The following is a 22,579-nucleotide window of genomic DNA, read 5'->3' as shown; positions in this document are numbered from 1 at the left end:
CTATCGCTTACGCGCGTCGCGAAACTAGTTGCGCGTCATCGGAACGCGATACTGAATCCAGTGTTATGCACAGTGATAATGCCCCTTATGACTGAGCATCCGGGAAGACAGCTTGCTGAGGCTCGATCGGCCGCTGCGCCCGCTCAAAACTGGGCGCGAAAACTGGGCACGTCGATCGCGAAGGCGCTCGTGAGAATCGGAAATCGCCGGGGTGGATCACACCCGGAGGGCGGATTTCGGCGCTCAGCGGCGATCTGAGAGCGTTTTGCCTGGTCAAACGACCTGGTTTGAACATCATCGACCGTTCATGCGCGGCTGGTGACGGCTACCCCCTGGCTCTTGCAGCCATCGCGCCTGGTCGGGCTGCGTTTTCGGGCGCGCTTGTGCTGATCGAGTCGTGGGCCTTCGCCCAGTAGGGCGTCGCTTGTGGCGGTGTCGCATCAGGTTCTGCCGGTGCGAATAACTTGCCGACGACGCGGCTGAGTGAGTCTTCCCGCCCGGGGCGTGCACGGGCGAGAGCGACCGACTACTCCCCTGCGTTGAAGGCGCTCAGACCCGGTTGTGGCGGATAAGTCTCGCTATCCACCACAGTTTCCTGAGTGAGCTGCCGAGACCTTCGGCGAGCGCCTGGGTGACGGCAGCCTGAACGAAGATGGAGGCGAACGCGTAGCCCAAGGCTCGTGGGGATCGGTCACAGCCGCGGTTCACTGCACTGCCGAGATTAGCGAGCCTCGGCGTCAATCAGCTCGCCGCGGCTACCCTGGGGCTCTGACGCTTCTGCCTGGGCGGCGCTCGTTCCGCCGAAGTATGTGCTCGCAGGGCCGAGATCGGGTTCCTGTTCTGTTGTCGTGACAGATCTCTCTGCGCGGTTCGTCGCTGCAGCATCAGGACCGCGACAGCCGATCCGAATCGTCCTGGCAACCTGGATCACCGACGCCTCCACCGGCCTGCCCTGCCTGCGCGAACCCTGGACAGACCCGGCCGCCCCCTGCCTCTGCTGCGGTCACGCCAGCTCGGCGGACCCGGCATGACGCCTCCGACCCCGGCCCCGGCGGGCGCCGCGTCCGACACGGAATGCGGGTGCACACCGGCGATGCCGACGCGGTGATCTTCGACCTCGACGGCACCCCTCGCCGACACCACGGCACGCTACGAGCACGCGCTGCGAGCCGCGCTGAACGCCTTCGGTGCCGAGCTCGACCCCGACTGGTATCGCCGCCACCTCGGGCTGTCCATCCACGACCTGCTCGCCCAGCACCCCGGCACCGCAGGCCCGCCGCACGAGGAGATCATCCGCCTCTCCCGCGATCGGTTGCTGGCCACCGTACACACGCTCACACCGAACCCGTGTGTTCTGACACTGCTGCGCCTGATCTCGGAGTCATCGCGGAGACGAACTTCTGGCGGTCCTTCGGTAACCAAGGGCAAGGCGCGGCGGAAGTCGCACTGAGGTTCAGCGCCATCTTCTTTGGCTTCGGCGTAGTTTTACCAGGTGCGAACCAGCGACCCTGCGTCTTCATCCCACAGCCGGTCCCGCGCTCGGGCAGCTCGCGCCGCGCCTTCTCCGCCGGGCCGTCCGGCTCGTCGTCCCTCTTGCCCGGAGGCCAGCCTGGTTGCTCTGCTGGTCTGCCTCGTGCCCATCGTCCTGCTGCTGCGCAGGGCTGCTCGCGCCGGTCAGATCCGCCCCCGACCGCGCACATAACAGGTCGGCCGCACCACTTGCACCGCTGGGCAGTGCGCCCACGCAGAACGTCGGCAGAACCACGAGGATGGTCTGCGCAGCGACCGAGGACTCGACACTCGCGCTCGGCTGGTGGATCGCTGGGTGGCCCCAGGGGCTCAGGGGCTGCCGTTCGAGCAGTCAGCCGGCAGTACGCGCCCGCATTCGGTACTCGTGCGGTGGCATGCCGTACGCGCTGCGGAAGCGGCGGGTGAGGTGGCTGGCGTCGACGAATCCCCAGCGGCGTGCCAGGGCATCGAGCGGCAGTACTCCGGTGATCAGGTCCTCGCGGACCCGGGCTAGCCGCTTGGCGCGCAGCACCCCGGAGAAGGTGTCCCCGGACTCGTGGAACAGCCGGGCGAGGCTGCGAGTCGACAGTCCGTGAGCAGTGGCGACGTCATCGACGCTCAACTGCGGGTCGTCCAGCCGGGCGTCGACGAACCGCTCGACCGCAGCCCGTCTACTGATCCTCAGCGCCTGAGGGTCGAGCGGGAGGTCCGGCCGGAGTGCCCCCCACATCAGCTCCAGTACAGCGTTTCGGGCCGCGACCTCCATGTCTCTACCACAAAAAGCGGGCAGTGCGGCGAGCGAGTCGAGGAAGCTGCGCAGCAGGTGAAGTGCGGGGAGCCGGGCGATGTGAGGCGGGCCCGCCACGAGCCGGCATCCAACGTCGTCAAATGCTGCGCGGGGTGCGGCCAGTTGGCGAGTCCTGGTCGGCTGGGCGATCTGCACGCGCACTGGCACGTCGGTGCTCCACAGCACTGCCTGGCCGGCGCTGACTTTCCATGACCGATCTTCCTGGGCGAGCGTCAATTCGCCGGATTCGACCATGAGTGCTGCGACCGAGCTCTGTGCGGTGCACGCGATCTCGCGCCTCGTGCGTCGGGCTGTGAACGGGTCGGTGGCGGTCTCCACCACGACGAGATCGTCCCACCTTCGGTGAGTCGACGTGGCGCGGAACTGTAACCGTGGCGTGGGGACCCGAGCGGACCACGGAACAGGGTCGGCGCCGAGGTGGCGTTCCCAACCCTCGGCGTCGAACGATCGGGCCCCGGCGTTATCTGCAGTGGCGACGGAGTCGATATCCACACCCCGAGCATGCCACAGTCGTGCTCTCGCCCCATGAACTGCGGCAGGGCCGCGCTGCGGCCTCACCGCTCGTCGCCGGAGGAATGCACACGCACCAGGATCTTGCCGCGCCCGGTGCCCTCGAAGACACGGTCCAGCGCCGCCGGAGCGTTCTCCAACCCGTCGACCACGTCGTGCTCGGCGCGCAGTCGCCCGTCGGAGAGACGGTCGGCCAGCTGAGAGGTGATCTCGTCGAAACGGTCGGTGTGATCGGTGACCAGGAGGCCGCGCAGGACGGCGCGCTGTTCGGCGACCTCGATCAGGTTGCGCATTCCGTGCCGACGCTGCGGGGCGGCGTGGTAGTCGGCGATCATGCCGATCAGCGCGATGCGGGCGCCGGTGGTGATCCGGGTCAGAACGTGATCGAGGATCTCGCCGCCGGCGGTCTCCAGGTCGGCGTCGATCCCATCGGGTGTGGCTGCGTCGAGGAGGTCGCGCCACCGTGGATCGTGCCGGTCGACACAAGCGTCGAAGCCCAGCTCGTCGACGACATAGCGGCACTTGTCAGCGCCGCCGGCGATCCCGACGACGTGAGCGCCGCGTTCGCGGGCCAGTTGGCCCGCGATCGACCCGACTGCCCCAGCCGCTGCCGCTACGAGGAACGTCTCCCCCGGGCGGGGGTCGGTAGCCTCCACGCCCAGCCATGCGGTGATCCCGGTCAACCCGAGCACGCCAAGAGCGTCCTCCGGCGCAGTAGTGGGAACTCCGCGGGCAGGATCGGACAGGACGGTGAACGGTTCCTCCAGCTGCGTGTCGTCGGCGAGCTGGTACTCCTGCCACCCGGTCCACCCCAGCACCCGCGCACCGACCGGAAGATCGGAACGGCGAGATTCCACGACCCGGCCGATCCCATAGCCCCGCATCACCGCACCGAGGGAGACCGGTGGCAGGTCGCTGCGGATCTCGCTCATGAACACCCGGCTCGCCGGATCGACCGAGAGCAGTTCGGTACGTACCAGAGCCTGTCCGGGCTCGACAACGGGCGTAGCGACCTCAGCCCAGCGCAGGACCGGCTCCGGGCCGGCCTGTTCGGGACGGCGCGTCAACAGATGGGCGCGATGGACGGCGGGACGCGTAATCACGGTGATCCTCCTCGGTGGTCGTACCCGTCCACAGTGGCCCGATCAAACTCGGTCCGACAGGTACCCATCCGACACACGCTGGTACGGCTCGGCCACTGGCGAAACTGACAACGAGGGCCCTGGGGCTCCCTGGGGTTCAGGTCCACCTCGACAAGCGACCAGGGTTAAGAGAAGGCAGATCACGCCGTGACCGCTTCGGGTGGACTCGTAGGCGGTGGGCCGGGCCTGGTGTCCCGGGTACTGGGCTGACCAGGAGCTCTCGCGGCGTGATGCGACCGAGATGGGGTCGCCGTTCCCTGCGGCGCCGGTCCGGCCGGGGTGGAAGATCGTCCGCCGAGGCGGGCAGGACGTCGAGCCCGTGACGGGCCGCGAACGACCGGACGAGGTGGTCGGCCAAGTCGGGATCGATGTCGTGGCCGCTGACGAGGATCCGGTAGAAATAGGGGCTGGTCATCAGCTCCAGCTCCAGCTCGAGATCGGTGCTCCTTGGGGAGCCGGCCCAGCTCTACCACCGTCGCGTCATCGCCAGCGCGCGTGCGCGTTGTGGATTCAGGCAGCGCGTCCGGAGCTCGGTGACGAACCCGGCGTCGAGCTGGGCGCGGGCGATCAGGGTGCAGAACACCTGGCCCTGATTGGTCTCGCCGAGGAACCACCCGAGGCGGCGCAGGTAGCCCGTCGGGTCGGCGACCCGGTCCCCGGAGTCGGGAGGGGTGAGGTCTTCGCTGCTGTCCTGCAGGAACGCGTCGAGCAGTTACGTCCGCGGGCGAGCGCTACCATCGGTAGACCGTCTGTTTCCCGGCTCCGGCGCGTCGGGCGTTCCGCGCTGCGACGGGAACTGGCCGTTCCACGTGCCGGTCCCGGCGGACAAACCGGGCGGCGCCGACCGTGTCTTGATCACACTGGCCGCCCCGGACGGCTCCGACGCCGTGTGGGCTTTCCGCTGATCGGACTCTGGCGGTAGCGGGCGCTATCGTGTGGGGAGAGTCCGGCGGCGGGTGTTCCCGCGCGATCGCGCTTCTGTGGCAATTCGGACATCTCCAACGCTGCCTCCACCATCCGATACCCAGGCCGCCGCATCTAGCGTCGAAGGTTGTCGATGACGAACTCGGCGATCTTCTTGACTGCGCCGCAGGGGTCGGCTTGCCAGGGACCCGCTTCCGGCTTTTCCCGCGTGTTGGTTTTGATGTGTACCAACGTGCTGTCATCGACACCGAGAGCCAGCCTGCAGGCCTTCGGGCCTTTGTCTCGTCGGCTCGGGATGTTCTCTTCAACATCCACGATCACGGCCGGGTAGCCGTTGATCGTGACTTCTTCCCAGTGATTGCCGGTATCGCGGCCTTGGGCACGGTCGCTGTACAACGTGCTGATGCTCTCCCGGATCGGCGGGAACCACGATGTGGTCACGTCGACCGACGGGCCGAACACGATCAGACACTGGCCTTCCCGGGTCTGCTCGTGCCTGCCATCACCGAAGCCGATGCTCTGCAACTGGTCCACGGTGATCGCCGCGCAGGGATCGGCGACGAACTTGGCGCCGTTCAAGGGTGCGGGGATGGGCGGGACCAACACCGACGGTCCCGGTGGTGGTGCCGGCGGGTTCGTTCCGCAACCGGCCAGGAGCGCCAGTCCGCCGGCGATCAGCGTGGCGAGTCCTCGGGTCAGGCGTCGGTTCACGAAGGATCCGCTCCTGGCTTGATCCGCCAGCGGCGGGGCTCCGCGACCACCTCGACACTTGTGCCGACGTCCGGGATCTTGGGGAAGTTGGTTTCGATGACCGTGAGGTCGAAGCCGCTCCCGACCAGTGCCCCGATATCGGTGATCAGGCCGGAGATGAGCGTGATGCAGTCACGCCAGAACTTCTCGAAGGCCGAGTTGATCGCATCCACGAAGTCCTTGACCGCAAGAACCGCCAGCGGCGGAAGCACTACAGAACCGGCGACAATCGCGAACTTGCCGGCCAGCTGTGCCAGGTTGGCCGCGCAGTTCCCGAGCGCGACCAGAAGGTTCTTGTAGGTATTGATCACCGTCGCAGCGACCGTGCTCATCGTTTTGGTCAGGCTCGCGATGGAGACCTGCCCCTTGTTCAGACCATCGACGACCATCCCCGAATACGCAGAGAACTGGTCGAAAGCGTCGCCGTGCCACGCGGCCGTCAGAGACAGCTTGGCGTCGTTGACGATGTCGGCCGCGTCCTTCAGCGCGCTCTCCCTGGCAAAGGCGTCTGCCAGCCTCAACGTCTTCCCCAGGTCGCCGGCGACGAACACGCGGAGCTTGTCGAGCAGTCCGATGATCCCGTTCGCGCCGATCAGGTCCGCGTACTGCCGGATCTTCGCATCCGCGCCCTCCGGGTAGCTCATCGTGGCGAGGTCCGCGGCGGCCTGGCCCGGGTCGGGTGTGGTCACTTGATCTCACCCTCCAGCTTCTTCATCCGCTCATACGATTCCTGATCCAGCTGCTCATAGTGCTGGGCGGCCTTGCCCAAGGCAGCGCTCAACACGGCGAGCTGGGTCGAGTTCGACGCCGTGATCCTCTGAATCGTCTCGATGGCCGCGTTGTACCGGTCCACCGTCCCCGTACCGTTGAGGCCGGGCATCAGATTCGTCGCCGTCCCCGGCAAACCGAGGTCATACGGGCCGAGCGCGACATCCGCCAGATTCACCACCGCGAAGTTCTGCAGCAGCCCCGCCGCATCCGCGACAGCGTCGGCCGCGGCACGCAACTTCTCCGGGTAGACGTGATAGCCCTTACCGGCCCCAGGGTCGAACGGATCCGGGAAACTCATACCAGCCGCTCCTCGTTCCAGACCGTCGTGATCGCCGCGTCATACTGCCGGGCCGCGGCCTCCTCGGCCCGCTGGATACCCAACAGCAGCTGACGAGACAGACTCGACGCGCTGTAGGCCTTCATCGCCGCCACATCCACTGACACGTCGACCAGCTCACCCGCACCGGTCACCGTCACCGACCCCAACTCCCCCGGCAACGTCCACGTGACACGATCCCGCGCCGCGCCCCTCGCGGCATGCTCGACCGCGACCACCGTCGCGTCGATCTCCTTCGCCAAGTGATACAGCTCGTCTTCGTAGCTCACCAGCGATCCCGCCCCTCATCCTCGAGATCATCGTCCAAGAAATCGAGCTGATCGAAACTCTCCTCCTCGACCTCCCCGGCATCAGGTCGCGTCCGACTTGGCTCGGCCACCGTCGCAACTCGGGGAGCAGGTGATGGGCCGGGGTCGTTCTGCTGGGCGGCCGCAGATCCCGGGGTGGGTTCAGGCATCCACTCCTGGTCCTTGTCCACCACCGCGCGCATCTTGGCGACACCGACCTGCGCGGCCTCACGCCGGGCCGCTGACACGGCCTCCAGCACCGCGGGCCCCAACCGCTGAGAATGAGAACTCCGGATCACGTGATCCGCGATCGTCAGGTCCACCAGCTTGCCCTGGCCAGACACCACCGCCACCGCGACACCGTCAGCAGATCGCCCCGTAAACCGGGCCTGCTCCAGCTCAGCGTCAAGCTCACCGGCCTGCTGCCTCAACTTGGCCACATTCAACGACACGCCGGCTCGCCCTCCCCGTCGCCCGACATCTCCCCTGCTGGCCGCCCCACCGGCCTGACCGCGTCACCCGCGATCAATACACGAGCGTAATCGCCCGAGCGGCCAGCGTAGTCGAACCCTCAGACCCGTGTCTCAGTGTTCCGCGGACCTTCTCATCACTCCCCCGTCTGCCACCTGTAGGTGCGCTCGACGCTACCGGGTCTTCCGCGATCGTAAAGAGTTGTCGACGGCCGTGCGGCGACTCAGGCTCCGCAGCTCAGGGGCGGTTCAGGCCGATGTCGGGCTGGGCGAGGCATCCCCACTATGAACAAGCGTGCTCGGCCGCCCACCGCACGCGGACCGTGCGCATCAGGCCCTCCGCCGAGATCGGGCATTGATGCTCTTCACGATGACGGCGATCCACTTCGTGGCTCTCGCCACGAGGTCGTCGTCGATCTTCGACAAGCTCGATCGCTTCATCGGTTGAGGGGACGAGTCAATCAGCTGAGGCCGTGTGCCCATTCATCCAGCAGCTGGTAGCGACCATGCCCGCACCTGTGGTCGCCGCCGCATTCCGGCTATCGCCACACAGGCTGACAGCCCCAGGAGTCACGACTATGGGCCTGCCGGACATGGCTATGTCTAGAGCCACGGCCAAGCTGCACGTGCAGGCGATCAGCAGCTACAAGTGTTCGCCGGAACACCGCAGATAAACCGACGCGGAAGTAAACATATCGCGTTCAAACTTGTCACATTCCCGCAGCTCAGCGCATCGAAGGCAGCGCACAGAAGTTGATTCATGACAGCCGCTGCGCTCACTCTGAAGTGGGCACGTCGATCGCGAAGGTGCTCGCGAGAATCGGAAATCGCCGGGGTGGGATCACACCCGGACGACGGATTTCGGCGCTCAGCGGCGATCTGAGAGCGTTTTGCCTGGTCAGAGGCTTGCTGTTTGCCGCCGGTGAGTCAGGCCGGCCGGGCGATCACAGGACGAGCATGAGCTTGCCGCCGGGGCGGCGGGACTGGCTGAGCTCGGCCGCTTCTTGGATCTGGTCGAGCGTGTAGGTGCGGGCGACCGGTACGACCAGGATGCCTTCGCCGGCGAGCCGGGCGAACTCGTCCATCTGGTCGTAGCGGATCTCGGTGGTGATCCGGACTCCCAGGTCGGCCGCCGCGGCGAAGTCCGAGACGCTGAGGACGCGGTCGGGGTCGCCGGTCAGCTCGATCAGAATCGGCAGCGAGCCACCGGCCGGGCTGGGCTGGTCGGCGCGGTCGATCCGTCCGCCGGTCGGTGTCGCGTCCAGGGCGCGGTCGATACGGCCCCCGGCCAGTGCGCTGACGCGTTCGGCCATGCCCTCGCCGTAGGTGGTCACTTGGGCGCCGATCTCTTCCAGCGCGGCGGTCCGAGTGGGTCCGGCGGTGGCGATCACCCGAATGCCCCGGTGCAGCGCGAAGCGCACCGCCGCCTCACCCACGGTGGTACCCGCGCCGTGGACGAGCAGGAGCTCACCGGGCTGGACGCCGAGATCGTCGAGCGCGCGCCACGCCGTCTCGGCCGCCATCGGCAACGCGGCGGCCTGCTCGGCGGTGACGCCGTCGGGGATGGGTGCCCAGGCCGGCATCAGCGCGTACTCGGCGGCGCCGGCCGTCGGGCCCTCGAAGGTGGCCGGGCCGAAGACACGGTCGCCGATCCGGACGCCGTCGACGCCCTCACCGAGCGCGTCGACGGTGCCCGCGATCTCGAAGCCGAGCCCGCGCGGCAGCGGTGGCAGATGGTCGGCGAGGAGACCGTCGACGACGTGCCAGTCGGCCGGTGTCAGGCCGCACGCCCGTACGGCGATCCGGATCTGACCGGGTCCGGGCTCCGGCTGTGGGACATCGCGGAGCACGATCACGTCCGGGGAACCGAACCGGTCGAACTGAAGAGCCTTCATGACGATCTCCTATGTGATGACAGCATCTGTTGTCATCAACCGTACCAGCATGACGACAGATGCTGTTGTCGTACTCTGACGGGTATGCCGAGATGGGAATCCGACGCACAGGGCCGACTCGAGCGCGCTGCGCTCGAACTGTTCGAGAACCAGGGGTTCGAGCGCACCTCGGTCGCGCAGATCGCGGATGCCGCCGGTCTGAAGGAGCGCTCCTTCTACCGCTACTTCCCCGACAAGCGGGAAGTCCTCTTCGCCGGTAACGAACTCGAGGCCCGCCTCGTCGCGCAGGTCGAGGCGACCGACCCGGGCCTCACGCCGTTCGAGGCGGTACTGACCGCACTGAGAACCGCCGAGGAGATCTTTCGCCCACGCGAGTTCCTGCTGCGCCGCGTCAGAGTGATCGCAGCCAACCCCGCACTGGCCGAACGTGATCTGATCAAGCTCGCCGACATCGCCGACGCGCTCGCACAGGCTCTCGAGCGTCGCGGCGTCGAGCCTGGCAAGGCACGCTTCATCATCGACGTGGTGCTGGCGATCCACCGTCGCGCCGTGTCCCGCTGGCTGGCCGAACCGGCTGCCTCACTCTCCCAGCTCATCACCCAGGCCGCGGACGAGCTGCGCGAGGCGGTCGCCGAGTCGGCGCAGGACGCCAGGCCGAGCTAGGCAGCCTCGAGGACGAAGAACAAGAAGCACAGAAAGGCTGTCTTGCCCGCAAGCTCCTCCGGGAACCGCTCGCGCGCACCCGGCGCGGGGTGGGGCTCGCTGACGACGGCAGTTCGGAAACCGGCCGCGGTGAAGGCATCGGTCATCGCGTGCAGGGGCCGATGCCAGTAGGTCAGCTCGGCTCTCTGGCCATTGAAGCTGTACTCGTCGGACCACTTGACGGTCGCGAAGTAGTCGGCCTCGGGATAGAGCAGCTTGAAGCTGAGCGGGTGGTTGACGGCCAGGATCAGCCGGCCGCCGGGCTTCAGCACGCGGCGGAGCTCGGCCAACGGTGCGGCCCAGTCCTCCAGGTAGTGCAGGACGAGTGCCGCGATGACGTCGTCGAACTCGTCGTCGGGAAACGGCAACGGCTTGCCGATGTCGGCCACTCGCAAGTCCGCGTCGTCGCCGAGCCGCTTTCTGGCCAGCTCCACCATCTTGGCGCTGAGGTCGAAGCCGGTCATGTCGGCGCCTCGATCACGCAGAGCTTCGAACAGCGGGCCCGCCCCGCAGCCCGCGTCGAGGATCCGGCGGCCGGACACGTCCCCGGCGAGATCCAAGATCGCGGGTCGCGCGTAGTAGGCGTTGATGAGACTGGTCTCGTTCTCGGCCGCGTATGCCTCGGCGAAGGCGTCGTAGTCGTTCTCCGCGTGACTCTCGGAAGTGACAGGCATATGGCCCAATATGGCACAACGGGCTTGCTCCCGGTCCAGGGTTCGAACCTGGCCTGACGGAGTCAAAGTCCGTCGTGCTGCCGCTACACCAACCGGGATCGGGTGTGGTGCCCCCACCAGGATTCGAACCTGGACTGGACGCGTTCTGAGCGCGTTGCCTCTTCCGTTGGGCTACAGGGGCGTCGGCGCCGTGGCACCGGGAGTGCGGTTCCGGGGAGTCGAACCCCGACTGTCCTGGCCCTCGACCAGGTGCCTCTGCCAATTGGGCTAGAACCGCGAAAAGAACTGCATCGACGAACTGTGGAATAGAAAAAGCCGCCCTGATCGGTTTCCCGATGGGCGGCTCCCTGGCGTGACGTTTTCGGTCACGGCGGGGAGCCTGGGCAGGCGCGTTCATCATGCCTGCTCCTTTGAATTCCGGCATGCGGTCATCATTGCCAATGTCGTCGACGGACGTCAATCGCATTAATCGGAAACTCCCAATGTCGCCTTTGAGACGCTCAGTGTCTCAAAGGCGACATTGGGAACACCCGTCATTAGGTCAGGGTGCTGCCGAGGAGGGCCAGCAGCCGCTCCCAGTGGCGTTGTGATCCGGCGGGGTCGAAGGCGTCGGTGTCGGCCATGGTGAAGCCGTGGACGGTGCCCGGGTAGATCTCGCAGGAGTAGCCGACTCCGGCGGCGTCGAACGCCTGGCTGATCTCGGTGATGGCCTCGGGTGTCATGTCGTTCTCGGCGAGACCGAGGTGGACCTGGGCGGTGAGACTCGGGATCTGCCGGTGCGGGCTGTCGGGTGCGTCGGTGACCAGGGCACCGGGGTGGAATCCCGCGACGGCGGCCACCTTGCCGGGATGGGCGGTCGCCGTGCGCATCGCGAGGACGGCGCCCATGCAGTAACCGATCACGGCGACCGATCCGGGACGGACCTCGGGCTGGTCGCCGAGAAAGCCGAGGAAGGCTTCGGCGTCGAGCAGGGTGCGTTCGGCGGTGTGCGCCTGGACGAGAGGCATGATCTCGCCGAAGAGCGCAGGCCGGTCTTCGGCGGTGATGTGCTCGGGAAGATCGAACACCGGTGCCGGGCGGTGCCGGTAGAAGACGTTGGGGACGAGGACGTAGTACCCGTTGCCGGCCAGTTCGCGGGCCATCTTCCAGAGGACGGGGCGTGGCCCGAAGGCGTCCGGGTAGAGCAGGACGGCCGGGTGCGGACCGCCCTCGGGGAAGGCTGCGAAGGCGTCTGCCTGACCGTCCGGGGTGGGGATCTGCGCTGTGATGGTGGGAATGGCGGTGCTTCCTTTCTTGCTACTCGGACAACGGAGCCTTCGGACCGACGCGGATGTGCGCGCGTTCGCCTTGCCGTCCGATAAGGCTCAGGTACTCGACGGGGCCGGCGCCGGTGGCGCCGAACCAGTGCGGGGTGCGGGTGTCGAACTCCGCGGCTTCCCCGGGTTCGAGGAGGAGGAGGTCGTGCTCGCCGAGGACCAGTCGTAGCTTGCCGTCGAGAACGTAAACCCAGTCGTATCCCTCGTGGGTGCGCAGATCCGGCTCGGTGTCGTCGGCGCCACGGGGAAGGACGAACTTGTAAGCCTGGATACCGCCCGGTCGGCGGGTCAGCGGCAGGATGGTCGATCCGTCACCGCAGGCGATCGGGCGCCCCGGCGAGGTCGGCGAGGGTGATGTCGTGGCGCTGACGCAGGTGCTTCAACCTCGTCCCGACGGCGTCGAGCGTGCGATCCAGTGCCTCGGCCATCCGTCCATTTTGCCATTCGGCAACAAGATTTGCCATCTTGCCTTCACGGTCGTCACCATCGCCGGAGACGACCGGAGAGGATCGACCGATGACGCACGGGTTCGACAAGGAGTACTGGGAAGAGCACTGGCAGCGGGACGGCGCAGGCAGCCCACCGAATCCGCATCTCGTCCGCGAGGTCGGCGAGCTGGTGCCTGGTACGGCGTTGGACGCGGGCTGCGGTGAGGGCGCCGAAGCGATCTGGCTCGCTTCACGGGGGTGGGAGGTGACCGCCGCCGACATCTCGTCGGCGGTGCTGGCCCGCGCCGCCGAACGTGGCACGCCCGAGCGGCTGCGGTGGATCGAGGCGGACCTGAGCACCTGGGATCCGGGCATGCGGTTCGACCTGGTGACCACGCACTACGCGCATCCGGCGATGCCGCAGCTGGAGTTCTACGACCGCGTCGCGGAGTGGGTCGCGCCCGGCGGGACGCTGCTGATCGTCGGGCACCTCCATACTCACGGCGGCCACGGTCACGGTCACCATCCGCCCGCCGAGGCGTCGGCCACCGCCGCGGCGATCACGGCGCGGCTGGACGAGGCGGCCTGGGAGGTTGTCACTGCCGAGGAGGGCCAACGCATCCTTCCTGGACGAGACGCCCCGCTCCATGACGTCGTCGTGCGCGCGACTCGGCGCCGGTAGGCCAGGTCCGGTCAGGCGCCGTGCCGGTCGAGGAAGCGGCGCTGTCAAGGATTCGCCCGATCCCTCGATCACGCCTCGGCGGTCGAGACTTGCAGCGGGCCGGAGGCCAGGACTCTGGTGACGAAGTTCGCCAACTGTGCCCGCATTTCTTCCCGCGGAATACGCGATTCTCCGTTCAGGTGCTCGACAAGGTCGGCTCGTGTGGCGGCGAGCAGGGCATGGGCGGCGAAGTCGCCGTCAGTCAGGCCGGGGATCTGCTCCAGCACGGCTCGGAGCAGGCTGTGCCACCGCTCGTAGTGCTCGGCGCGGTACGGGCTGCTGCTCCCGCCTTCCTCCAGGGCCAGCGCGAGCGGGCGGTTGTCGAGTTTGAAGCAGAGCAGCGCGTCGAGCAGGGCGACGATGCGCTCACGGGATGGAGTGTCCGGCCCCAGCGGCGGCGGGCCCGCCTCGGCGGCGGCCATGACCGGTTCGGCCCGGGCCGCGTACAGGGCGCGAATGAGCCCGGTCCGATCACCGAAGGCGCGGAAGAGCGTCCCCTTGCCGACGCCGGCAGCGGCCGCGATATCGGCCATGGTGATGTCCTCGGGGCTGGCCCTGTCCTCGAAGAGGGCGTCGGCGGCCGCCAGCACGGCCGCGCGGTTGCGCACCGCATCCTTGCGGGGTTTGCGTTCGGCCACGCACGTCCTCCCTTTGCAAAGCGGACCGCCGGTCCGCTATCTTGTAGTGGACCTTGAGTCCGCATTTTATGAGAGGGAGGGTACCCGTGTCCGAGTACGTTTCTCCGGCAGAGCTTTTCCGCCACGGCCTGCAGCTGATGCTGGCCGGGAACATTCCCGGCTGGATCGACCTGTGGGCCGTGGACGGCACGATGGAATTCCCCTTCGCCCCCGAGGGCTGGCCCGAACGACTGGCGGACCGGGCGGCCATCGCCGCCTACATGCGCGACTACCCCGATCACATCGAACTGCGCGAGTTCCCCCACCTGGAAATTCACCAGACGACCGATCCGGAAACCATCGTGGTCGAGATGCGCGCGATCGGGCGCCTGAAGCAGACCGGAAATCCCTTCGACATGACCTACATCGCCGTCGTGACCGCCCAGGGCGGACGCTTCACCTCCTACCGCGACTACTGGAACCCGCTGGCCGTCCTGGAACCCGGCGTCGACTTCGCGGGAACCACCCGATGACCACCAAGTCCACCCTGGTCATCGGCGCCACCGGTACCACCGGCAGCCGCACCACGGCGAAACTGGTCGCGGACGGCCACCGCGTCCGGGCGGCCAGCCGGCGCACCACGCCGGTTCCCGGTGCCGTACCGGTCGGCTTCGACTGGTACGACTCCGCTACCCACCTCGCAGCCCTCGACGGAGTCGACCGCCTCTACCTCGTACCGCCCCTCGGTGACGCCGATCCCGGAGCGGTCATGCTGCCCTTCCTCCGGCAGGCCCGCACCGCTGGTGTGCACCGCGCGGTGCTGCTCAGCTCCTCGGCCATCCCCGAGGGCGGCCCGGCGGTGGGGACGGTGCACCAGGTCCTGCCCGATCTCTTCGAACAGTGGGCGGTACTGCGGCCTTCGTGGTTCATGCAGAACTTCACCGGCTCGCACGCGCATGCCCGCAGCATCCGCGACGAGGGCGTCATCTGGACCGCCACCGAGAACGGCCGCGTCGGCTTCGTCGACGCAGAGGACATCGCGGCCGTCGCCGTCCGCGCGCTGACCGACGAGCAGGCCCCCAACACCGATCTCGTCCTGACCGGACCCGAGGCACTCGGCCACGACGACATCGCCACGATCATCACCGAGGTCACCGGCCGGCCCGTCGTCCACCGCCGTCTGTCCTACGAGCAGATGCGCGATCGCCTCACAGCGGAGGTGCCGGTGGAGTTCGCCGCCATCCTGGCCGGCATGGACCGTGCCATCGCCGAAGGGGCGGAGGACCGCATCACCGACACCGTCCAGCGGCTCACCGGCCGACCCCCGTACACCTTCCAGGCCCTCGTCGAGAGGGAGATGCGATGCAGCAGCTGATGTTCGGAGGACGATCAGCAGTTCCGGTTCGAGACCCTGCGTAATCTCGACCTGGTCGTCTTCGGTCCTCGCCGTTGACCACGACACGGCCCACCGCCAGCTCGCGCCTCGAGCGGCTGTTCACAGCCCTCCGGGATGGAGTCGGTCGGCCAAGCCCGCCGCGGTGAACGCGGCCACCAGGTCGTCACGGCCTTCGGTGAAGTGCTCCCAGCTGTCGATGTGGACGGGGACGACGACGCGGGCGCCGAGGATCCGCGTCGCTTCGGCGGCGAGGGCACTGTCGAGGACGAGCAGCGCGCCGTCGAGGACCGGCTTCAGTCGCGGGGCTCCGGCGAAGAGCACGGCGGCGTCGACCGGGCCGAACCGGTCGGCGACCTGGCGGACGGCGTCGAGCGAGGCGTTGTCGCCGCTGACGTAGACCGTCGGAAGATCCTGGGCGGTGAGCACGAAGCCGACGACGTCGCCGGTCACCTTCTCCGCGCCTTCCGGACCGTGGAGCGCGGGCGCGGCGGTCACGGTCACCGTTCCTCCGCCTGGGCGGGTCAGCTCGACCGTCTCCCAGGTCCCCAGGCCCTTCGCGGTGCCGCCCAGCCTGCCCGCACCACTGGGTGTGGTGAGTGTCAGCGGCACGCCTGCCAGTAGTTCCCGGCCGGAGTTGTCGAGGTTGTCGGGGTGCTCGTCGTGAGACAGCAGGACGGCGTCGACGCGGCCGAGGTCCGCCGGGCTCACCGAAGGCGGTGCCGTCTTGGTCAGGCCGGGTCTCCCGTCGGGCCTCCCGTAGTGGCCGGGCTCGTCGAAGGTCGGATCGGTCAGGAGCCGCAGGCCGCCGTAGTCGATCAAGGCGGTCGGCCCGCCGAAGACCTGGACGGAGAGCTGGTCGCTGATCTGGTTCGTGCCGACTGTCATCATCCACCTCACGGATAGTTATCCTTATTTCCGTGAGGAACACTAGCCAGTTCTCACGGAAGAGTGCAACCTTTTCCGTGAGGCTTTCTCATGGTTGAACCCGGCGCCTACCATGAGGACGTGCACGACAACGCCGGTACCGATCTCGACACCGCCGCCCTGCCGCCCGCGCCGGGCGCCGAGCAGTACGTCGCGCTGGCCCTCGCCAACACCGCGATCGCGCTGCCCGGCGGCCAGTTCACCGACCTCCTAGGCAACCCGGCCCTCGCGACGGACTGGCTCGTCGAACACGGACTCGCCCCGGTCGACGCCGGTCTGCAGGAGATGTGCGCGGGCCTGGTCCGCTCGCTGCGCGAACAGGTGCGCGTCCTGCTCGCCTCGAAGTCCTGCTCGGATCCGGCCCCGCAGAGCGCGCTCAACGCCGTCAACGACGCGCTGAGCAAGGCCCCGACAGCGGAACTGCTGCGCTGGGATCCGGTCCACGGGCTGCATCGCATCGCGCCGCATCCGGTCACCCAGATCGTCGAGCACGCGCTGGCGACGCTCGCCGCCAACGCCGCGGACCTGCTCACCGGCCCGGACGCCGAGCGGATCGCCGCCTGCGGATCGGCTCCGTGCACCCGGTTCTTCCTGCGCAACGGACGACGGCAGTGGTGTTCCGTGCGCTGCGGTGACCGGGCCCGCGCCGCCCGCGCCTACGCCCGGCGCTCCCAACACGAGCCGGTCTGAACTCGTGAGTGGTAAAGAGGGTTATTGAGGGGAAGGTCGAACGTGTCGTGTTCGGGCGGGATCGGGCGGCGATCAGGGAGTTCGGCGTCTGATCACGCGAGTCACGCCCTCGCTCACCTTGGATTCAGCCACAACGCCACCTTTGCCCTACCCCTCAATAACCCGCATTGCCACTCGCGGACCCGCTTGCAAAGCGTACATATCGTCATCAATCAGACATTTACCCGCCTGGAAGTGTCCTGTGTGGACAGTAAGGGGTGCGGCCGGTCTGCTTCCGCGACACTGAAGGCTCTCTTCACCGCATCGGACGCGGCGAAGAGAGCCTTCAGCCCGGCACGACCCGCCCGCGAACACGACACGTTTGCCCGTCTCCGGTCACCGCGAACCGGATCGGCCACGCTGGACTGTGTGGATTTCTGGTCATCTAACGTCCCAAAATCCACACAGTCGGCCTCACGCAGGGCTGCCGAGCACGCCACATTTGACTTACCCCTCAAACGAGTGCACCAATACGGAGATAGTCCAGGTACAGATCGAGCGCCGCCTCGAGGTGGTCCGCGGTTCCGGTGGACATCAGGATCGTCACCCCGCCCTGAATCGCGGCGATCAACGCGGCCGACGCGCGGACCGGATCGATGTCACGGCTGATCGAGCCGCTCTCCCGCATGTTCTCGATACCCACCTCGACCTGGCGCTGCCACTGTTCGAGCAACTGCCGGGTGACCGCCTGCGCGGCGGGCGTATGCCTGCCGATCTCGGTGATCAGCACGCCGAGCGGGCAGTGCACCCCTTGCCGCCGGTAGCGCTCGACCACCACGTCACGCCACTGGCGCCACGCGTCCCACGAGGTCAACTGCCCCAGGTAGGGCTGCTGGTCCTCGATCACCTGACCGGCCTCCCACTCGGCCACGGCCATCAGCAGTTGTTCCTTGCCCTCCGGGAAGTAGTGGAAGAGCTGACTCTTGCCCGTGCCGCTGCGACAGCAGATGTCGTCGAGGGTCGCCGCTCCCACGCCGCTCTCGCGGATCTCGTCCGACGCGGCCTCGATGATCCGCTGCCGCGTCGCGGCACCTTTCTTCGTGAGCACCAGGACCTCCTATCGATCCATTGTCGCGGACGCGAGCAGCAGCTTTCCCGAGGTGCGGCGGGACTCGAGGTCGCGGTGGGCCTGGGCGGCATCGGCGAGGGCGTAGCGGCCGCCGATCCTCGGCGTCACCTGTCCGCTCCGGATGAACCCGAAGAGCTCGCCCGCCCGTCGCACCAGCGCCTCACGGGTGGGCACGTGATCGACGACCGACGGATAGGACAGGAGGATGCTGTTCGGCAGCTCGGCGGGACGGAAGGTGGGATTGCCGTTCACCACACCGAAGTAGGCGTGCACCCCGTGGCGGCGTAGCGCCAGTTGTGACGAGCGGAACGTCGCCGCACCGCCGCCGTCGTAAACCACCTGCGCCCCTTCGCCGCCGGTCAGCTCGAGGATCCGGTCCTCGAAGCCGCCACCGGCGGACACGAGAACCCGATCCGCGCCGGCGTTCTTCGCCACCGAAACCTTCTCCTCGCGTGACACCAGGCCGATGACGGTGCCACCCCGCGCCTTGATCAGCTGGGTCAGCATCAAGCCCACACCGCCCGCCGCGGAGTGCACCACGGCGACGTCCCCGGGTTTGATCGCGTACGTCTCCGTCGTGAAATGGTTCGCGGTCAACCCCTGCATCAGCACAGCGGCGGCGGTCTCGTCGTCGATGTCGTCCGGCACGCGCACCAGGGCCTCGGCCGGGATGGCGAGCCGCTCGGCGTAGCTGCCCTTGTGATAGCGCCAGGCGACCCGGTCGCCGACGGCGAAGTCTTCGACGCCCGCCCCCAGCTCTGTGACGACTCCCATTCCTTCTACACCCAGCACCGTCGGCACCGACCAGGTGGGCAACGGCATCTTGCGAGCACCGGTGTCCATGAAGTTCACCCCGGCCATCCTCAATCGCACGCCCACCTCACCGGCGGCAGGCACCGGATCCGGGAACTCGGTCCAGGTCATGACTTCCGGGCCGCCGTACTCACGGATGTGGATCGCGTGCATCAGGGACTTCTTTCGGGTCGGAACTCGGGTGTCGACGCCAACGTAGGTCCGGAAAAATGTACCGGCAAGTACAAACTTCACCGGCAAGGAGTGTACTTGCCGGTACATTTCCTCTTCTGCATTCTCGGTTGAGCCAGGCAAGTTCGGCCGACTGAAAGGGAATCGATGGACGACCTCGCCCGATTGGTGGCGGTGGAGGACATACGGCGCGTGATGGCCCGCTACGTCTACAACGCCGACCACCATCGATGGGACGAACTCGCGGCGCTGTTCACGCCCGACGCCCCCTTCGCCGCCTCCACAGTGGACGGATCACCTCAGGCGCGGATGACGGGCCGCGACGAAATCGCCGCCGGTCTCAAAACGCGCAACCACCCGGATTCCGTGCTGGTGCATCACCTCTTCTCCAGCGAGGTCGACGTCGAGTCGGAAGATTCGGCCACCGCCGTCTGGGCCATGGAGGACCTCGTCACCACCTCGCCGAGCGTGCGTTCCGACGGCGAACCCACCGGAATGCACGGCTACGGCCACTACCGGGTGCGCTTCACCCGGTCTGCGGGGAGCTGGCTCATCGCAGACCTCCGCATCACCAGGCTCCGCCTGGACTGGACCTACTGACCTCAGGAGAAAAGACCATGACCGACTCCCTCGAACCGTTCGTCATCCACGTCGAGCAGGACGTCCTCGACGACCTCCGGTCGCGGCTCAAGGCGACCCGGTTCGCGCCCGATCTCGACAACGAAGACGAGGCCTTCGGGCTGAGTACCGCCTACCTCAAGCCGATCGTGGAGTACTGGGCCGACGGTTTCGACTGGCGGGCCGTCGAAGCCCGGCTGAACGGCTATGCCCACCATCGCGTCGACGTCGGCGGCACGCCGGTGCACTTCATCCGCGAGCCGGGCAAGGGGCCCGCGCCGATTCCGCTGCTGCTCATGCACGGCTGGCCGTGGACCTTCTGGGACTGGAGCAAGGTCATCCGCCCGCTCGCCGACCCGGCGGCCCACGGCGGCGACCCGGCGGACGCCTTCGACGTCATCGTCCCGTCGCTGCCCGGATTCGCGTTCTCCACCCCGCTGACCAACGGCAAGGAGAACTTCGTCAGCATGGCCGACCGGTTCCACACGCTGATGACCGGCGTGCTCGGCCATCAGCGGTTCGGGGTCGGCGCGGCCGACTACGGCGCGCTGGTCGGGGCACAGCTCGGCCACAAGTACGCCGGCTCGCTCCATGGTCTGCACCTCGGCAACGAGATGCTGCTCTCGATCTTCCAAGGCGACCGGCACTGGGACCTCACCGGTGGCGCGCCGATCGACCAGCTGCCCCCGGGTCCGCGTGCCGACATGGTCAACTTCGTCGACACCTACGTGTCCCACGTCGCGACGCACATGCTCGACGCGCAGACGATCACGCACGGCCTGAACGACTCCCCGGTCGGGATGCTCGCCTGGATCCTGAAGCGCTGGAAGAAGTGGAGCGACCAGAACGGGGTTTTCGAGGACTCCTACCCGATGGATCACATCCTCACCAACGCGACGATCTATTGGGTCAACCAGGCCATCGGTTCGTCGATCCGTGCTTACAAGAACGTCAACCGCCACCCCTGGCAGCCGTCGCACGACCGGACCCCGGCGGTCGAGGCGCCGACCGGGTTCACCTTCCACCTCGGTGACGCCGCGCCGCCCGGAGCCCACGACCGCGATCAGCGCGTCGCCGCGTTCAAGAAGGGGGCAGGCCACTTCTATGCCGATGTTCGCGCGGTGAACGTCCACGAAAAAGGTGGCCACTTCGGACCGTGGGAGAACCCGGAGGCGTGGATCGGCGACCTGCGCGCCACGTTCCGGCCGCTGCGCTGAGGCCGGTGATCAGGGACGGGGGATGTTGCGGAGGTTGGCGCGGGCGAGGTCGATCATCCGGCCGACACCGCCCTCGAGGACGACTTTGCTCGCGGCCAAAGCGAATCCGCCGAGCTGACCGGCGGTGATGTGCGGCGGGACGGACAGGGCGTTCGCGTCGGTCACGACGTCGACCAGCGCGGGACCGTCGTGGCTCAGCGCTTCCTTGAGGGCAGCGCGCAGCCGGGTCGGGTCGGTCACCCGCTCGGAGCGGAGTCCGGCGCCGCGGGCGATGGCGGCGAAGTCGACCGGGCGGTGATCGGTCTGATAGTCGGGCAGGCCGTCGACCAGCATCTCCAGTTTGACCATGCCCAGCGAAGAGTTGTTGAACGTGATGATCTTGACCGGCAGGTCGTGCAAGGCGACGGTGAGCAGTTCGCCGAGCAGCATGCCCAGTCCACCGTCACCGGACATCGACACGACCTGCCGTCCCGGATAGGCGAACTGCGCCCCGATGGCGTGTGGCAGCGCGTTGGCCATGGTGCCGTGCAGGAACGACCCGATGACCCGGCGGCGTCCGTTGGGGGTGAGATACCGGGCGGCCCACACGTTGCACATGCCGGTGTCGACGGTGAAGATCGCGTCGTCCGCGGCCAGCTCGTCCAGGAGGTCGGCGGCGAACTCCGGGTGGATGGGCACGTGCCGTTCCACGTTACGGGTGTAGGCGTCGACGACGTTTTCCAGTGATTTGCAGTGGTCGCGCAGCATGCGGTCCAGGAACGCCCGGTCGGTTTTGCGCCGCAGGAGCGGCAGTACCGCGCGAAGGGTCTCCCGCACGTCGCCGTGCACGGCCAGCTCCAGCGGGGTGCGCCTGCCCAGCCGGGTCGCGTCGTGATCGACCTGCACGGTCCGGGCCTGGGGCAGGAACGAGTCGTAAGGAAAATCGGTGCCCAGCAGAAGTAGCAGATCCGCGTCCTGCATGGCCCGGTAGCAGGCGCCGTAGCCGAGCAGACCGCTCATTCCGACGTCGTACGGATTGTCGTACTGGATCCATTCCTTGCCGCGCAGGCTGTGGCCGACCGGGGCCTGGACCGTCTCCGCGAACTCCATCACCTCCGCGTGCGCGCCGCGCACCCCGGCACCCGCGAACACGGTGACGGTTTCCGCCTCGTTGATCAGCTCGGCCAGCCGCGTCACCTGGGACTCGGGCGGCATGACGGTCCCGCGCTCGGTGACCGGCTTGCCGTTCCCGGTGGGCGAAGCGGCCTCGAGTTGCGCGACGTCGCCAGGCAGCACCAGCACCGACACCTCGCCCCGGGCCAGTGCGTGCTGCATCGCGATACGCAGCAACCTGGGCATCTGACCGGGCTGGCTGATCTGCTCGCAGTAACCGCTGCAATCGACGAACAGCCGTTCGGGATGGGTCTCCTGGAAGAACCCGGTGCCGATCTGACCGGACGGGATGTGCGAAGCGAGCGCGAGCACCGGCGCACCGGTGCGGTGCGCGTCGTAGAGCCCCTGCACCAGGTGGGTGTTGCCGGGGCCGCAGCTGCCGGCGCACACCGCGAGCCGTCCGGTCAGCTGGGCCTCGGCGGCCGCGGCGAACGCGCCCGCCTCCTCGTTGCGCACGTGGACCCACTCGATCCCCGGTGTGCGGCGGATGGCGTCGACGACGGGGTTCAGGCTGTCCCCGACCACGCCGTAGATCCGTTCCACCCCGGCTTGGACCAGGACTTGGACGAACTGCTCGGCGACGTTGGGCTTGGCCATCACGACCCCTTCGATACTCCGGCGGTGGGACT

Annotated in this window: 23 protein-coding genes and 3 tRNA genes; 7 read left to right on the top strand and 19 right to left on the bottom strand. The window is 67.7% G+C overall.

Annotated elements, in window-relative coordinates; genetic code table 11:
- Window positions 1-1,861: 1,861 nt before the first annotated feature.
- The 8 genes from ACLJRM_RS18535 to ACLJRM_RS18500 all read right to left on the bottom strand — a co-directional run bounded on the left by ACLJRM_RS18535 (window position 1,862) and on the right by ACLJRM_RS18500 (window position 9,403).
- On the bottom strand, window positions 1,862-2,638 hold the full coding sequence (locus ACLJRM_RS18535; RefSeq protein ID WP_410663731.1) for an AraC family transcriptional regulator: 777 nt from the start codon (window positions 2,636-2,638) through the stop codon (window positions 1,862-1,864).
- 233 nt (window positions 2,639-2,871) lie between these two features.
- Window positions 2,872-3,930, bottom strand: a complete 1,059-nt coding sequence (locus ACLJRM_RS18530; RefSeq protein WP_410663730.1) for a zinc-binding dehydrogenase — start codon at window positions 3,928-3,930, stop codon at window positions 2,872-2,874.
- Between the two features lie 1,077 nt (window positions 3,931-5,007).
- Window positions 5,008-5,604, bottom strand: a complete 597-nt coding sequence (locus tag ACLJRM_RS18525; RefSeq protein ID WP_410663729.1) for a DUF3558 domain-containing protein — start codon at window positions 5,602-5,604, stop codon at window positions 5,008-5,010.
- On the bottom strand, window positions 5,601-6,287 hold the full coding sequence (locus ACLJRM_RS18520) for a hypothetical protein (RefSeq protein WP_410663728.1): 687 nt from the start codon (window positions 6,285-6,287) through the stop codon (window positions 5,601-5,603). Before ACLJRM_RS18520 ends, ACLJRM_RS18525 begins: the two co-directional genes overlap by 4 nt.
- Window positions 6,288-6,328: 41 nt before the next feature.
- Window positions 6,329-6,712, bottom strand: coding sequence for a hypothetical protein (locus tag ACLJRM_RS18515; RefSeq protein WP_410663727.1), 384 nt, complete (start codon window positions 6,710-6,712; stop codon window positions 6,329-6,331).
- Window positions 6,709-7,020, bottom strand: a complete 312-nt coding sequence (locus ACLJRM_RS18510; RefSeq protein ID WP_410663726.1) for a hypothetical protein — start codon at window positions 7,018-7,020, stop codon at window positions 6,709-6,711. The genes ACLJRM_RS18515 and ACLJRM_RS18510 overlap by 4 nt, the downstream gene beginning before the upstream one ends.
- Entirely contained in the window at window positions 7,017-7,490 is a 474-nt protein-coding gene (locus ACLJRM_RS18505; protein WP_410663725.1) for a YbaB/EbfC family nucleoid-associated protein, read from the bottom strand. Before ACLJRM_RS18505 ends, ACLJRM_RS18510 begins: the two co-directional genes overlap by 4 nt.
- Before the next feature lie 962 nt (window positions 7,491-8,452).
- Window positions 8,453-9,403 (bottom strand): NADP-dependent oxidoreductase, encoded by a 951-nt coding sequence (locus tag ACLJRM_RS18500; RefSeq protein ID WP_410663724.1) that lies wholly within the window; start codon window positions 9,401-9,403, stop codon window positions 8,453-8,455.
- Window positions 9,404-9,487: 84 nt separating this feature from the next.
- Between ACLJRM_RS18500 and ACLJRM_RS18495 the strand changes: the two genes are divergently transcribed.
- Entirely contained in the window at window positions 9,488-10,066 is a 579-nt protein-coding gene (locus ACLJRM_RS18495; protein WP_410663723.1) for a TetR/AcrR family transcriptional regulator, read from the top strand.
- On the opposite strand, the gene ACLJRM_RS18490 is transcribed toward ACLJRM_RS18495, so the two are convergent.
- From ACLJRM_RS18490 to ACLJRM_RS18465, 6 genes are all read right to left on the bottom strand, one after another.
- A complete protein-coding gene (locus tag ACLJRM_RS18490; protein ID WP_410663722.1) occupies window positions 10,063-10,779 on the bottom strand; it encodes a methyltransferase domain-containing protein in 717 nt (238 codons plus the stop codon). The genes ACLJRM_RS18495 and ACLJRM_RS18490 overlap by 4 nt on opposite strands.
- A 27-nt stretch (window positions 10,780-10,806) precedes the next feature.
- Window positions 10,807-10,877, bottom strand: a tRNA-Gln gene (locus ACLJRM_RS18485).
- A gap of 7 nt (window positions 10,878-10,884) precedes the next feature.
- Window positions 10,885-10,960: transfer RNA gene (locus ACLJRM_RS18480), tRNA-Leu, on the bottom strand.
- A gap of 22 nt (window positions 10,961-10,982) precedes the next feature.
- A tRNA-Leu gene (locus ACLJRM_RS18475) sits at window positions 10,983-11,056 on the bottom strand.
- Between the two features lie 259 nt (window positions 11,057-11,315).
- Window positions 11,316-12,056, bottom strand: a complete 741-nt coding sequence (locus tag ACLJRM_RS18470) for a dienelactone hydrolase family protein (protein WP_410663870.1) — start codon at window positions 12,054-12,056, stop codon at window positions 11,316-11,318.
- Window positions 12,057-12,075: 19 nt separating this feature from the next.
- The gene (locus tag ACLJRM_RS18465) at window positions 12,076-12,312 is read right to left on the bottom strand and encodes a cupin domain-containing protein (protein WP_410663869.1); all 237 of its coding nucleotides are present in this window, start codon (window positions 12,310-12,312) and stop codon (window positions 12,076-12,078) included.
- Between the two features lie 299 nt (window positions 12,313-12,611).
- Here ACLJRM_RS18465 and ACLJRM_RS18460 point away from each other — a divergent pair, with 299 nt between their 5' ends.
- Window positions 12,612-13,205: a class I SAM-dependent methyltransferase gene (locus tag ACLJRM_RS18460; protein ID WP_410663721.1), complete on the top strand. Its 594-nt coding sequence runs from the start codon at window positions 12,612-12,614 to the stop codon at window positions 13,203-13,205.
- Window positions 13,206-13,273: 68 nt separating this feature from the next.
- Here the strand turns inward: ACLJRM_RS18460 and ACLJRM_RS18455 are convergent, their stop codons facing one another.
- Window positions 13,274-13,882, bottom strand: a complete 609-nt coding sequence (locus tag ACLJRM_RS18455; RefSeq protein WP_101607910.1) for a TetR/AcrR family transcriptional regulator — start codon at window positions 13,880-13,882, stop codon at window positions 13,274-13,276.
- Window positions 13,883-13,968: 86 nt separating this feature from the next.
- Between ACLJRM_RS18455 and ACLJRM_RS18450 the strand changes: the two genes are divergently transcribed.
- Together ACLJRM_RS18450 and ACLJRM_RS18445 are read left to right on the top strand one after the other, a co-directional pair.
- On the top strand, window positions 13,969-14,394 hold the full coding sequence (locus tag ACLJRM_RS18450; protein WP_410663720.1) for a nuclear transport factor 2 family protein: 426 nt from the start codon (window positions 13,969-13,971) through the stop codon (window positions 14,392-14,394).
- Complete coding sequence (locus ACLJRM_RS18445; RefSeq protein WP_410663719.1) at window positions 14,391-15,236, top strand: NmrA family NAD(P)-binding protein; 846 nt, start codon at window positions 14,391-14,393, stop codon at window positions 15,234-15,236. Before ACLJRM_RS18450 ends, ACLJRM_RS18445 begins: the two co-directional genes overlap by 4 nt.
- 120 nt (window positions 15,237-15,356) lie before the next feature.
- Here ACLJRM_RS18445 and ACLJRM_RS18440 read toward each other — a convergent pair whose 3' ends face one another.
- Window positions 15,357-16,142 (bottom strand): MBL fold metallo-hydrolase, encoded by a 786-nt coding sequence (locus ACLJRM_RS18440; RefSeq protein WP_410663718.1) that lies wholly within the window; start codon window positions 16,140-16,142, stop codon window positions 15,357-15,359.
- 90 nt (window positions 16,143-16,232) lie between these two features.
- On the opposite strand from ACLJRM_RS18440, the gene ACLJRM_RS18435 reads away from it, so the two are divergent.
- A complete protein-coding gene (locus ACLJRM_RS18435) occupies window positions 16,233-16,871 on the top strand; it encodes a CGNR zinc finger domain-containing protein (RefSeq protein WP_101607913.1) in 639 nt (212 codons plus the stop codon).
- Between the two features lie 493 nt (window positions 16,872-17,364).
- On the opposite strand, the gene ACLJRM_RS18430 is transcribed toward ACLJRM_RS18435, so the two are convergent.
- On the bottom strand, window positions 17,365-17,958 hold the full coding sequence (locus ACLJRM_RS18430; RefSeq protein WP_410663717.1) for a TetR/AcrR family transcriptional regulator: 594 nt from the start codon (window positions 17,956-17,958) through the stop codon (window positions 17,365-17,367).
- 9 nt (window positions 17,959-17,967) lie between these two features.
- Window positions 17,968-18,945 carry a quinone oxidoreductase family protein gene (locus tag ACLJRM_RS18425; protein WP_410663716.1) on the bottom strand — a complete coding sequence of 326 codons (978 nt, stop codon included), beginning with the start codon at window positions 18,943-18,945 and terminating at the stop codon, window positions 17,968-17,970.
- A 165-nt stretch (window positions 18,946-19,110) separates the two neighbouring features.
- Between ACLJRM_RS18425 and ACLJRM_RS18420 the strand changes: the two genes are divergently transcribed.
- Together ACLJRM_RS18420 and ACLJRM_RS18415 are read left to right on the top strand one after the other, a co-directional pair.
- Window positions 19,111-19,563: a nuclear transport factor 2 family protein gene (locus ACLJRM_RS18420; protein ID WP_410663715.1), complete on the top strand. Its 453-nt coding sequence runs from the start codon at window positions 19,111-19,113 to the stop codon at window positions 19,561-19,563.
- Between the two features lie 17 nt (window positions 19,564-19,580).
- Entirely contained in the window at window positions 19,581-20,798 is a 1,218-nt protein-coding gene (locus tag ACLJRM_RS18415) for an epoxide hydrolase family protein (RefSeq protein WP_410663714.1), read from the top strand.
- A gap of 9 nt (window positions 20,799-20,807) precedes the next feature.
- Here the strand turns inward: ACLJRM_RS18415 and ACLJRM_RS18410 are convergent, their stop codons facing one another.
- Entirely contained in the window at window positions 20,808-22,547 is a 1,740-nt protein-coding gene (locus tag ACLJRM_RS18410; RefSeq protein WP_410663713.1) for a pyruvate dehydrogenase, read from the bottom strand.
- Between the last annotated feature and the right edge of the window lie 32 nt (window positions 22,548-22,579).

Origin of the sequence: Amycolatopsis sp. lyj-84 (assembly GCF_046549075.1) — a bacterium.
Taxonomy (GTDB): domain Bacteria; phylum Actinomycetota; class Actinomycetes; order Mycobacteriales; family Pseudonocardiaceae; genus Amycolatopsis.
This window is presented reverse-complemented; position numbering and strand designations above follow the sequence as displayed.